This window comes from Pantoea sp. JZ29, assembly GCF_035190385.1.
Classification (GTDB): Bacteria; Pseudomonadota; Gammaproteobacteria; order Enterobacterales; family Enterobacteriaceae; genus Pantoea; species Pantoea stewartii.
Map to the genome: position 1 here is coordinate 1,374,239 of NZ_CP045241.1, position 12,247 is coordinate 1,386,485.

At 55.5% G+C, this 12,247-nt stretch carries 10 protein-coding genes; 5 read left to right on the top strand and 5 right to left on the bottom strand.

Features of this window, described 5'->3' with window-relative positions; all coding sequences use genetic code 11:
• Position 1: 1 nt before the first annotated feature.
• The 3 genes from GC090_RS06600 to GC090_RS06610 all read right to left on the bottom strand — a co-directional run bounded on the left by GC090_RS06600 (position 2) and on the right by GC090_RS06610 (position 3,714).
• A complete protein-coding gene (locus GC090_RS06600) occupies positions 2–1,267 on the bottom strand; it encodes an ABC transporter permease (protein WP_162286770.1) in 1,266 nt (421 codons plus the stop codon).
• Between the two features lie 45 nt (positions 1,268–1,312).
• Positions 1,313–2,338 carry an ABC transporter substrate-binding protein gene (locus GC090_RS06605; protein WP_324021161.1) on the bottom strand — a complete coding sequence of 342 codons (1,026 nt, stop codon included), beginning with the start codon at positions 2,336–2,338 and terminating at the stop codon, positions 1,313–1,315.
• A gap of 113 nt (positions 2,339–2,451) precedes the next feature.
• The gene (locus GC090_RS06610; protein ID WP_039339696.1) at positions 2,452–3,714 is read right to left on the bottom strand and encodes a 4-aminobutyrate--2-oxoglutarate transaminase; all 1,263 of its coding nucleotides are present in this window, start codon (positions 3,712–3,714) and stop codon (positions 2,452–2,454) included.
• Positions 3,715–3,831: 117 nt separating this feature from the next.
• On the opposite strand from GC090_RS06610, the gene GC090_RS06615 reads away from it, so the two are divergent.
• Positions 3,832–5,325 (top strand): MocR-like pyridoxine biosynthesis transcription factor PdxR, encoded by a 1,494-nt coding sequence (locus GC090_RS06615; protein ID WP_054633416.1) that lies wholly within the window; start codon positions 3,832–3,834, stop codon positions 5,323–5,325.
• 265 nt (positions 5,326–5,590) lie between these two features.
• On the top strand, positions 5,591–6,676 hold the full coding sequence (locus GC090_RS06620) for an ABC transporter ATP-binding protein (protein ID WP_033740644.1): 1,086 nt from the start codon (positions 5,591–5,593) through the stop codon (positions 6,674–6,676).
• A 55-nt stretch (positions 6,677–6,731) separates the two neighbouring features.
• Here GC090_RS06620 and pta read toward each other — a convergent pair whose 3' ends face one another.
• Together pta and ackA are read right to left on the bottom strand one after the other, a co-directional pair.
• A complete protein-coding gene (gene pta / locus GC090_RS06625) occupies positions 6,732–8,879 on the bottom strand; it encodes a phosphate acetyltransferase (protein WP_006120035.1) in 2,148 nt (715 codons plus the stop codon).
• 69 nt (positions 8,880–8,948) lie between these two features.
• On the bottom strand, positions 8,949–10,151 hold the full coding sequence (gene ackA, locus GC090_RS06630; protein WP_033740641.1) for an acetate kinase: 1,203 nt from the start codon (positions 10,149–10,151) through the stop codon (positions 8,949–8,951).
• A 333-nt stretch (positions 10,152–10,484) separates the two neighbouring features.
• Between ackA and yfbV the strand changes: the two genes are divergently transcribed.
• The 3 genes from yfbV to GC090_RS06645 all read left to right on the top strand — a co-directional run bounded on the left by yfbV (position 10,485) and on the right by GC090_RS06645 (position 12,244).
• A complete protein-coding gene (yfbV, locus tag GC090_RS06635) occupies positions 10,485–10,934 on the top strand; it encodes a terminus macrodomain insulation protein YfbV (RefSeq protein WP_054633417.1) in 450 nt (149 codons plus the stop codon).
• A gap of 142 nt (positions 10,935–11,076) precedes the next feature.
• Complete coding sequence (locus GC090_RS06640; protein ID WP_006120032.1) at positions 11,077–11,571, top strand: YfbU family protein; 495 nt, start codon at positions 11,077–11,079, stop codon at positions 11,569–11,571.
• A gap of 13 nt (positions 11,572–11,584) precedes the next feature.
• Complete coding sequence (locus tag GC090_RS06645) at positions 11,585–12,244, top strand: sugar phosphatase (protein ID WP_033740639.1); 660 nt, start codon at positions 11,585–11,587, stop codon at positions 12,242–12,244.
• Positions 12,245–12,247 lie beyond the last annotated feature (3 nt).

Consider the following 12,247-nt stretch of genomic DNA (forward strand, 5'->3'; position numbering starts at 1 on the left):
CTTAACGCACCGCGGCTTCAGAAGAAGTGCGGGTAACGCGCGAATAGACCACATACAGTAACGTGACAATGATCAGTAACTGGCTGCCCAGGGCGGCGGCCATGCCCCAGTTCATCGTGCTGTTAGTAAAGAAGGCGACAAAGTAGCTGACCATCTGGTCGTCCGGGCCGCCCAGCAGGGCTGGCGTCACGTAGTAGCCAATCGCCATCATAAACACCAGCAACGCACCTGCGGTGATCCCGGCAAAGGTCTGCGGCACATAGACGCGCCAGAAGGCGACAAACGGATGGGCGCCCAGCGACACCGCCGCGCGGACATAGCTGGGGGATATGCCTTTCATTACGGCATACAGCGGCAGCACGATAAAAGGCAGCAATATATGTGTCATGGAGATGTAAACCCCCACCCGGTTAAACACCAGGGTGAGCGGGCTGTCGATAAGTCCGGTGCCCATCAGCGTGCGGTTGATTAATCCGCCGGACTGTAACAGCACAATCCAGCTGGCCGTCCGCACAATCAGTGAGGTCCAGAAGGGCAGCAGCACCATAATCATCAACAGATTGGCCCGGTTAGAAGGCTGTTTCGCCAGCCAGTAGGCCAGCGGATAACCCAGCCCCACGCACAATAACGTCACGACGGTGGCCATCCATAAGGTGCGCAGCAGGACGTTGACATACAGCGCCTGATCCGGCGACTGCGCGGTGATTTCACCCGTTCTGGCATCGACTTTATGGTCAAACACCGACAGCAGGTAATAGCTGGTATAAGGCTTTGCTACGCGCTTCAGGGTTTGCCAGGTGGATAACTCGCCCCACAGGGGCTGTTTGTCGATAAGGGTGGCTTTGACGTTAAGGCCATCCTCGGGCGCCTGGCGCGGTACGGCCAGGATCAGGCGGCGAAACGCGTTATCTTCATAACTTAACCGCTTCGCAATCCCCGAAATCTGGCCCTGTTCGCGTGCCGCGCTGACTTCTTTTGCAAGCAGTGCATACAGGCTCTCATCCGGTAGCGCTTTACCGTCCCATTTCGCCAGGGCCTGGCTGGTTTGGGGTAAGGCGTCATTAAGCTCAGGATTGCTCACGCTCATGCTGAGGATAGAGCCGATAGGGAATAAAAAGCACACCACGACGAAAATCAGTAACGGGGCCACTAAAAACAGAGAGCGTTGTGTTTTTAACCAACCTGCCCGGTTGAACGAGTGGCGCAGACTGAACGCGCGTTCTGTACGGCTGACTGGCGCTGAATCCATCACGGGGTTTTGACTCATGCCGACCTCCTGAAAAGGGGCTGCCGGATCGCGTCCGGCAGCAGGTTATTTCGCGGCCCAGGCGTTAAAACGCTGTTCCAGTTCTTCACCATGCTCCAGCCAAAACGTGGCGTTAACCTGTACGGCTTTGGCCATGTTTTCGGGCGCTGTTGGCAGTTGAGCCAGACGATCCGCCGCCAGCAGTTTGCCTGCTTTGATATTGGCGGGGCCATAAGGAATATTTTCGGCATAGACCTTTTGGTTCTCAGGCTGCAGCGAGAAGGCGATGAATTTCTCTGCCAGCGCTTTATGTTTTGAACCTTTCACAATCGCCCAGTTATCGAAGTCATACAGGTTGCCATTCCAGACGATTTTAAAGTTATGGCCTTCTGCCTGGGCGGTGCCGATACGGCCGTTATAGGCCGAGGCCAGCGTCACGTCGCCTGATACCAGCCACTGCAGCGGCTGTGCCCCGGATTCCCACCACTGAATATGGGGCTTGAGTACATCAAGCTTCTTAAAGGCGCGATCCACGCCCGCAGGTGTGGCCAGCACCTTATAAACATCTTCACGCTTCACGCCATCCGCCATCAGCGCGATTTCCAGGGTATATTTTGCGCTCTTACGCAGCGCACGTTTGCCCGGGAATTTTTCTACATCCCAAAAATCGGCCCAACTCGTGGGGGCGGTTTTCAGTTTGTTGCCATCGTAGGTCAGTACCGTTGACCAGACGAAGAAACCGGCCCCACATTCGCTGACGCTGCCTTTGGCAAAGTCCGCTTTATTGCCAATTTTGCTCCAGTCCAGGGTTTCAAACAGACCTTCTTCACAACCGCGCTCCAGTTCCGGAGTTTCCAGTTCGACGACGTCCCAGCCGATCTGTTTGGTTTCGACCATGGCGCGGATGCGGGCCATCTCACCGTTATATTCGCCTGCTTCGATGCTGTCTTTTCCCGCGGCCATGAACGGCTTATAGAACGCTTTATCCTGTGCGTCTTTATTCGTCCCGCCGAAGGACACTACCGTGAGGGTTTCCGCCTGTGCCTGCAGCGCCACGGCTGCCAGCACCATTGCCGCTATTTTTTTCATCATCCCCGAACTCCTGAATTATTCTTGTCAGGCAGAATTCACTGCCTGGTGTTTGCGTTGCAATCCTGATGCCATCAGCTCAGCTGACTGCGGAACGGGCAGCCAGCCAGCTCAACTTAGTGTTGACCGAGAATGCGGTTCAGCAGATTTAATGCCGTGCGGAACTGCGCATCCGGAATGGTCAGCGGATAAAGGAAGCGAATCACGTTACCGTGGACACCGCAGGTGAGCAGAAGTAAGCCTTCGTCCAGTGCCGCCTGCTGGATGGCTTTGGCGATGTCCGCGCGCGGTTTTCCTGTGCTGTCGCAGAACTCAGCCGCTATCATCGAACCCCGCCCACGCACGTCCGCCAGCGCGTTACAACCCGCGCCTTTCAGCGTTTCGGCCAGCTGCCCGCCCAGTTGCAGGGCGCGCTCGCACAGGTTCTCCTCACGAATCACCTCCAGTACGGCCAGTGCGGCTGCAATGGCAGGAGGACTTCCCGCATAGGTGCCACCCAGCCCGCCGGGTAACGGGGCATCCATAATCTCAGCCCGTCCGGACACGGCCGACAACGGCATCCCGCCGGCCAGGCTTTTCGCCATGGTAATCAGGTCAGGCTGCACATCGGAATAGTACTCACTGGCAAACAGTTTCCCGGTACGGGCAAAACCACTTTGAATCTCATCGGCAATCAGCAGGATGCCGTGTTCATCGCACAGCTTACGCAGCGCGGTGACGAAGGCCGCCGGTGCGACATTGAAACCGCCTTCACCCTGGATCGGCTCATAAATGATCGCTGCGACCTGCTGCGGGCTGATATCGCAGCGAAAAATCGTTTGTACACTCTCCAGCGCGTCCTCGACGCTACAGCCATGCAGTGCATTCGGGTAGCGGGCATGAAATACTGAGCCAGCAAAAGGGCCGAAACCGGTTTTGTACGGGGTCACTTTGCCGGTCAGCGACATCGTCATGTTGGTGCGCCCGTGAAACGCGCCGCTAAACGCGATGATGCCGGGACGGCCGGTCGCCGCGCGGGCAATTTTTACCGCGTTCTCAACCGCTTCCGCGCCGGTGGAGAAAAAGGTGGTTTTAGCAGGGCCGTTGACGGGCACCCGCGCATTCAGTTTTTCCGCAAGGGCGATGTAATTTTCATAGGGCACGATCTGAAATGCAGTATGGGTAAAACAGTCGAGCTGTTCCTTGATGGCGGCGATGACCTTAGGATGACGGTGTCCGGTGTTCAGTACGGCAATGCCGGCACTGAAATCGATGATTTCGCGGCCCTGGTGATCCCACAGCGTGGCGTTTTCAGCTTTCACCGCATAGAAATCGCACATGACGCCCACGCCGCGTGGCGTGGCATTGAGACGACGGACCTGCACTTCACTGTTACTCATAACGCGACCTCGTGGTGTTTGTTTCCATATTGTTACAGTGGAATTTGCCTTCTTGGTTTTAGCGTTTTCAGGGTTTTATAATCCAGAGCCAGTTTTTTTTATTTTGAGGTACCAATTTTGCGAAGCTTACTCGGTGACCTGCTTGCACAACGGCTGGCCGCGCTGTCCGGCGGTACGCTGAATAAGCGACTGTATGACGCGCTGCAGGCGGCGATTCAGGATGGATCCATTGCCACCGCAACACGGCTGCCCGCCAGCCGCGACCTTGCTCGCGAACTCGCGGTCTCACGCAATACCGTACTGGCCGTGTATGAACAGTTGCAGTCAGAGGGGTACTTACAAACCCGCACAGGCAGCGGCACGTTTGTCAGTGCGGTGCTGCCTGAAGAGGTGCCAGGCGGGCCGCTGGTCAGGCCGGTTTCGCCGCCAATGAAGCCCGTCAGGCTGTCCCGTCGGGGATCGCGATTACTGGCAAACAGCGGTGCCGGAAGTCATCAGTGGGGGGCGTTTATGCCCGGCGTACCGGATGTCAGTCACATGCCGCACGACATCTGGCGCAAAATCCAGCTTCGTCTGAGCCGACGCCTGCCCGTTGAGAACCTGAGCTATGCCAGCCACGGCGGCTGCACCGAGCTGCAACAGGCGCTGGCCGATTACCTGCGGGTGATTCGTTCCGTCAACTGCAGCCCCGAGCAGGTACTGGTGACCGCAGGCACGCATCAGTCGCTGGATCTGCTGGCAAAGATGCTGTGCGATCCGGGTGACCGGGCGCTGGTAGAGGAACCTGGCTACTGGGGCATTCGTAACGTGCTGGCGGTGAACGGCGTTACGCTGATCCCTACGCCGGTTGACGAGCAGGGGCTGGTGCTGCCCCCGGAGCAGCCTGACAGCCCTGCGCCGCGTTTAATCTGCGTGACGCCTTCCCATCAGTATCCACTGGGTGCGGTGATGAGCCTGCAACGGCGGCATGAGTTACTGGAGCGTGCGAAGCGCAGCGGCAGTTGGGTGGTGGAAGATGACTACGATGGCGAGTTCCGTTTTTCCGGCAGCCCGATGCCCGCGCTGCAAGGGCTGGCGGCGGATGCGCCTGTCATATACCTGGGGACGTTCAGCAAAACGTTGTATCCCGGCATTCGACTCAGTTACATGGTGGTGCCTAAATCCATGGCTACGCGTATGAAAATGGCGCACTCCGAGCTCTATCGCGGCGGTTATGGGCTGGTGCAGCTCACGCTGGCCGCGTTTATCCGCGAAGGGCACTATGCGGCTCATGTACGGCGGATGCGGCAGATCTACAGTCGTCGCCGCGCGGCGCTGGTCGCCGTGATCAGCCAGTCGCTGGGGGCCGACTGGATTGTGCATCACAGCAATGCGGGGCTGCATCTGGTGCTCAGACTGCCCGACAGCATCGACGATGTGGCGTTCAGCGCTGAGCTTGAACAGTGCGGTGTGCTGACGCGCCCGCTGTCTTCCTACTACCTGCAAGGCACGCCGCAGCGTGGGTTACTTTTGGGCTATGCCTGCGTTGACGAAGCGGATATCCCCAATGCGTTCGCGCCTGTCCTTGCCCGTCTGGAACACCACCTGCAAATCGCCTCAGTTTCCCCCTGAGGCACCACAAGTGTGCAACCTCTTACCTTGCCTGATTCTGTGATCTCATTCACGTTAATGTAATGTTAAATTTAAAAAGACAATAAAATACAATGGCCTGCAAGAAGGTTTTGCAAGCCTGTTCGTTTTATTTTGTCAAATTCTGCTTGTGCGAATCAGCGGCGTTATGGTAGTGCTAAAAAAAGGCCCGCCAGGATTCGCATGTCAAACGGATGATGCATGAATCGTGCCGAAACCCTTTCCATCCTGTTTTCGAGAGTACGCCATGAGAAATTTTGTCAGTTTCAGGAATATCAAAAAGAGCTACGACGGCGACAAGCTGGTGGTGCGCAACCTTAATCTGGACGTGGCAGAAGGGGAGTTTTTGACGCTGTTAGGGCCCTCAGGATCGGGGAAAACCACCAGCCTGATGATGCTGGCGGGCTTTGAAACGCCCACCGATGGCGAGATTCTGCTGCGTGATAAACCCCTGCACACGCTGCCGCCCCATCAGCGTGATATCGGCATGGTGTTTCAGAATTATGCGCTGTTTCCCCATATGACCGTGGCAGAGAATCTGGCATTTCCCCTATCCATACGTCGCCTGAGCAAAGCGGATATCAAAGTGCGGGTTAAGCGCGTGCTGGATATGATTAAACTGACCTCGCTGGCCGATCGCTATCCTGCCCAGATGTCGGGTGGCCAGCAGCAACGTGTAGCGCTGGCGCGGGCACTGGTTTTTGAACCCAGGCTGATCCTGATGGATGAACCGTTAGGGGCACTGGATAAACAGCTGCGTGAGCATATGCAGATGGAAATCAAGCAACTGCACAACCTGCTTGGGCTGACCATCGTTTACGTCACGCATGACCAGAGCGAAGCAATGACCATGTCAGACCGGGTCGCGGTGTTTAATGATGGCATGATTCAGCAGATGGACAGCCCGAGTAAGCTTTATGAGCAGCCAGATAATGCCTTTGTTGCACAGTTTATCGGCGAAAATAACTGCCTGTTAGCCACACAATCGGGTCAAAAGGGCGAGTATTATCAGGTGGCGCTGGATAATGGCGTTCATCTGGACGCGCTGAAAGTCCGACCCAGTTCGCGTGGCAAACGTATCCAGCTCAGCATCCGGCCCGAACGCATCAACGTGAACGCACCAAAACCGGGCGACCAGTCTGTGCAGGCTACCATTCAACAGTTTATCTATCTGGGTGATCATGTCCGCATGCTGACCGACGTGGCCGGGCAGGGGAATTTTATGGTGAAACTGGCCTCATCCGATGTCGCGCCTGAGTGGAAACCGGGGAGCGAGGTTATGCTTTCCTGGCAGCCACAGCATTTACGTGCGCTGGATGTGACATTGCAATAAAAAAAGAGCATGCGGGCTGCATGCTCTTTGTTCTCACTACCGGTCAGGCGGTTTGTTACTGGCCTTCCGCCTGGAGTGACTGAATTGCTGTCAGGGCAATGGTATAGACGATGTCGTCCACCAGCGCACCGCGCGACAGGTCGTTGACGGGTTTACGCATCCCTTGCAGCATCGGTCCGATAGAAATCAGATCGGCTGAGCGCTGCACCGCTTTATAGGTGGTGTTACCGGTATTCAGATCCGGGAAGATAAATACCGTTGCGCGACCCGCGACCTGCGAGTTTGGCGCTTTCGATTTCGCGACGTCTTCCATAATCGCCGCGTCATACTGCAGCGGACCGTCAATGACCAGATCCGGGCGTTTTTCCTGTGCCAGACGGGTAGCTTCGCGCACTTTTTCGACGTCGCTTCCTGCCCCGGAGTTACCGGTCGAGTAGGAGATCATCGCCACGCGCGGATCAATACCGAAGGCTTTGGCGGAATCGGCAGACTGGATAGCAATTTCAGCCAGCTGTTCAGCGGTAGGATCCGGGTTAATCGCGCAGTCGCCATAGACCAGCACCTGCTCCGGCAGCAGCATAAAGAATACCGACGAGACCAGAGAGCTGTTCGGGGCGGTTTTAATCAGTTGTAACGGCGGACGAATGGTATTGGCCGTGGTATGCACCGCACCTGAAACCAGGCCGTCTACCTCGCCACGCTCCAGCATCATGGTACCGAGCACCACGTTGTCTTCCAGCTGTTCCTGCGCCACCACTTCGGTCATGCCTTTGTTTTTACGCAGTTCAACCAGACGCGGAACGTAGTTCTGGCGAACCACTTCAGGGTCAACAATCTCAATGCCTTTACCCAGCTCAACGCCCTGTACTGCGGCCACGCGCTGAATTTCATCCGGGTTACCTAACAGCACGCAGGTCGCAATGCCGCGATCGGCACAGATCGCGGCCGCTTTCACGGTGCGAGGCTCATCGCCTTCTGGCAGGACGATGCGTTTACCGGCTTTACGTGCCAGCTCGGTCAACTGATAACGGAATGCCGGCGGGGACAGACGACGGCTGCGTTCAGAGGTGGCGGTCAGCGACTCAATCCAGTCTGCATTGATGTAGCCTGCGACATATTCCTGCACTTTCTCAATGCGCTGTGTGTCGTCTACCGGCACTTCCAGATTGAAGCTTTGCAGACTCAGTGATGTCTGCCAGGTATTGGTTTTGACCATAAAGACCGGCAGACCGGTCTGGAACGCGCGTTCGCACAGTTTGGCGATCCGCTCGTCGATCTCGTAGTTACCGGTTAACAGAATAGCCCCAATCTCTACGCCGTTCATGGCGGCCAGACAGGCGGCAACCAGTACATCCGGACGGTCTGCGGAGGTGACCAGCAGCGAGCCTGGACGGAAGTGCTCAAGCATATGAGGAATGCTGCGGGCACAGAAGGTTACCGACTTCACGCGGCGCGTCTGAATTTCACCTTCATTAATGATGCGCGCGTTCAGGTGGCGGCACATATCAATCGCGCGGGTCGCGATCAGATCAAAGCTCCACGGCACGCAACCCAGGATGGGCAACGGGCTGTTGGCAAACAATTGGTCGGGATTGATATTGGCAATGCTGGCCTTCGTGGAATCATCGAAGATTTCAGACAGGTCGGGACGCGTCCGGCCCTGTTCGTCGACCGGCGCGTTCAGCTTGTTAATAATGACGCCGGTGATGTTTTTATTCTTCGCACCGCCAAAGCTACTTTGCGTCAGTTCGATACGTTCTTTAAGCTGGGCCGGCGAGTCATTACCCAGCGCGGTCACAAACACAATTTCAGCGTTCAGCGTTTTGGCAATTTCGTAGTTAAGGGCGCTGGCAAACTGATGTTTGCGCGTGGGCACCAGGCCCTCCACCAGCACCACTTCTGCATCCTGCGTATTCGCATGATAGCGGGCAATAATTTCTTCCATCAGCACGTCCTGCTGATTGGACCCCAGCAAGGATTCAACGCGTGACATGGGCAGCGGTTCTGCCGCAGGAATACCGGAATTTTTGCGTACGATGCTGGTGGTTTGGTCGGGCGCATTGCCACCGGCGCGTGGTTGAGCAATGGGTTTGAAAACGCTCAGTCGAACGCCTTTACGTTCCATGGCGCGAATAACGCCAAGGCTAACGCTGGTCAAGCCGACGCTGGTGCCGGTCGGAATGAGCATAATTGTACGTGACACGATTGCACCTCTCAGAGTTCACTGGGTGTCAAAATAACACCGTCAGCCTGAGCTGACGGAGAAAGGATATCAGGCGGTAAGACGCGCGGCGTCCCTGGCGATGACTAACTCTTCATTCGTTGGGATAACCAGTGCCGGACGCGTGCCCTCTTTGTTGATGAAGCCCGCTTTACCAAAACGCGCGGCCAGGTTGCGGTCATGATCGAGTTCAAAGCCCAGCAGAGCCAGTTTCTTCAGCGTTAACTCGCGGACCATCGCCGCATTTTCACCGATACCACCGGTGAAGATCACGCCATCAAGACGGCCGTCCATCAGCGCAGTATAGCTGCCGATGTATTTGGCGAGGCGATGGCAGAATACGTCCATTGCGCGTTTGGCATCGTCTTTCGTGGCGTAATTATCTTCAACGTAGCGGCAGTCGCTGGTGACTTCGGTCAGCCCTAACAGACCGGACTCTTTGGTCAGCATCTTGTTGATAGCATCCACGTTCATGCCCAATGTATCGTGCAGGAAGAAGATGATGGCCGGATCAATATCCCCGCTGCGGGTGCCCATCACCAGGCCTTCCAGCGGCGTCAGCCCCATGGAGGTATCCACACATTCGCCGTTACGGATGGCAGAAACCGATCCACCGTTACCGAGGTGACAGGTGATGATATTCAGGGTTTCCAGCGGCTTATTCAGCATTTTTGCCGCTTCGTGGGTCACATAGTAGTGGCTGGTACCGTGCGCACCGTAGCGACGCACGCCGTGATCTTTGTAGAGCGCATAGGGCAGCGCATAGAGATAGGATTCTTCCGGCATTGTCTGATGGAAAGCGGTGTCAAAAACCGCCACATTCTTGTCAGACAAATGGGGGAAGTTTTTCATCGCTTCATCAATGCCGATCAGGCCCGCAGGATTATGCAGCGGTGCAAAAGAAGCGGCATCTTTGATACCCTGAACGACAGCGTCAGAGATCACGACCGATTGCGTCAATTTTTCACCGCCGTGGACGATGCGATGACCTATTGCAGCGATTTGTGCCGAAAGCTCTGGTTTTTGTGCCAGAATTGTTTTAACAATGAAATTCAGTGCTTCGCTGTGGGCAGCGCCAGCACCTAAAGGTGCTTCCTGTTTTTGGCCGTCAAGCTTCCACTTGATCCGCGCTTCGGGCAGGTGAAAACATTCAGCCAGACCTGACAGAAATTCGTCTCCGGTGGTGGGATTCAGAATGGCAAACTTAAGGGATGAGCTGCCGCAGTTCAGGACCAGTACTAACTTACTCGACATGGAAGTACCTATTTGTTAAAAGTGGCTAAAAAAAACGCAATCAGACATACAGCGTAGCCTATTGAAGCTGCCAGATTAATGACAGAAGTCATACCCGGGTCAAAATAATGCGTTATACGCAAAAAAAGTTGAGTTTTTACGCATAAATTTTAAATCACGCTTAAAACGGGTCTTATCGCCTCTGTGACAAAGAAGGTTGCGACACTGACGCGACTAAAACGGCGTCAGAATAGCCGGAGTCACCTTTAAAGACAAAAAGATTTGAAGGATGTTACGTAAAGTTGTGTCGTTATAGTTATTTTTCAAAAAATACAGCATTAGTTGAGGCGAGCCATGGCGAATCAATCTAACACGGGCTGGTTCCGGATGTTTCAGCGCGGACAGCATTATATGAAGACGTGGCCCAATGATAAACGTCTGGCACCGGTCTTTCCCGAAAACCGGGTATCATCGGCCACACGTTTTGCCATTCGCTTTATGCCCCCGCTGGCGGTGTTTACACTGACCTGGCAGATCGCGATGGGTGGGCAACTGGGCCCTGCCGTCGCGACAGCGCTTTTCGCCTGCAGTTTACCGATGCAGGGATTGTGGTGGCTGGGCAAACGTTCAGTCACGCCGCTGCCGCCGACGCTTCTGCGCTGGTTTCATGACGTGCGCACCAAACTGGAAGCCGCAGGGCAGGCGATTGCGCCGGTTGAAGGCACGCCAACCTATCAGGCGCTCGCCGATCTACTGAAGCGCGCCTTTAAGCAACTGGACCGGACTTTTCTGGACGATCTCTAACCTGCAGCGTGCCGAAATATTGCATGTGAATCTGTGGTTAAATCAATGAAAAGCGATGTGGCAACCTCCGCATCGCTCCCCCTGTGTCATCATCCTTCCATCGTATAAAACCTGAACAGCCTCTGGGCTGAGGGAGAGAAAGATGGAAATGACCCACGCACAACGCTTAATTCTGGCGAACCAGTACAAAATGATGGCGATGCTGGAGCCTGAGAATGCGGAGCGCTTTCGGCGTTATCAGACCATTATTGAGCGCGGCTACAGCCTGCAGATGCGTGAACTGGATAAAGAGTTCGGCGAACTCTCTGAAGCCACCTGCCGTACGCTCATCGACATCATGGAAATGCACCATGCGCTACAGATTTCCTGGTCTAATCTGAAAACCGAAGGAGAGATCGATACCCGGCGCCTGGCGTTTCTGGGATTTGATGCGGCTACGGAATCCCGCTACCTTGGCTATGTACGCTTTATGGTGAATACGGAAGGGCGCTACACGCATTTTGATTCCGGCACGCACGGCTTCAATGCACAAACACCGATGTGGGAAAAGTATCAACGCATGCTGGCTTTATGGCAGACTTGTCCCCGCCAGTACCATTTAAGCGTAAACGAGATTGCGCAAATCATTAACGCCTGATGAGGAGTGACGTGTGGAGTACAGTGGTTTTTTGTTTGATTTAGACGGCACCTTAGTGGATTCATTACCGGCGGTTGAACGTGCCTGGTCTAACTGGGGCGCACGTCATGGCATTGCGGCTGATGAGATTCTGGACTTCATTCACGGTAAACAGGCAATCACCTCCCTGCGTCATTTTATGGCCGGTCAGTCAGAGGCCGCGATTCAGGCCGAGTTCCTGGCACTGGAAAAAACGGAAGCGGAAGATACGGACGGTGTGAAGGCGTTACCAGGTGCCCTGGCGCTGCTCACTCAGCTTAATGAACTGCAGATCCCCTGGGCGATTGTTACTTCAGGTTCTGTGCCAGTGGCTCATGCCCGCCACAAAGCGGCGGGCCTGCCTCTGCCTGCGGTCTTCATTACGGCTGAGCAGGTAGCAAAGGGTAAGCCTGAACCCGATCCCTACCTGCTGGGTGCCGAAAGGCTGAAACTGTCTCCAGCCGACTGTGTTGTGGTTGAAGATGCGCCTGCTGGCGTGATGGCCGGGCTGTCGGCGGGCTGTGCCGTCATTGCTGTCAATGCGCCAGACGAGACACCGCGACTGGATGACGTGGCGCTGCGCCTGACTTCACTGGCGTCACTAATCATTACCAGACAGCCAGCGGGTAAGTTTGCCTTTCACAGCCAGCCTTAAGTG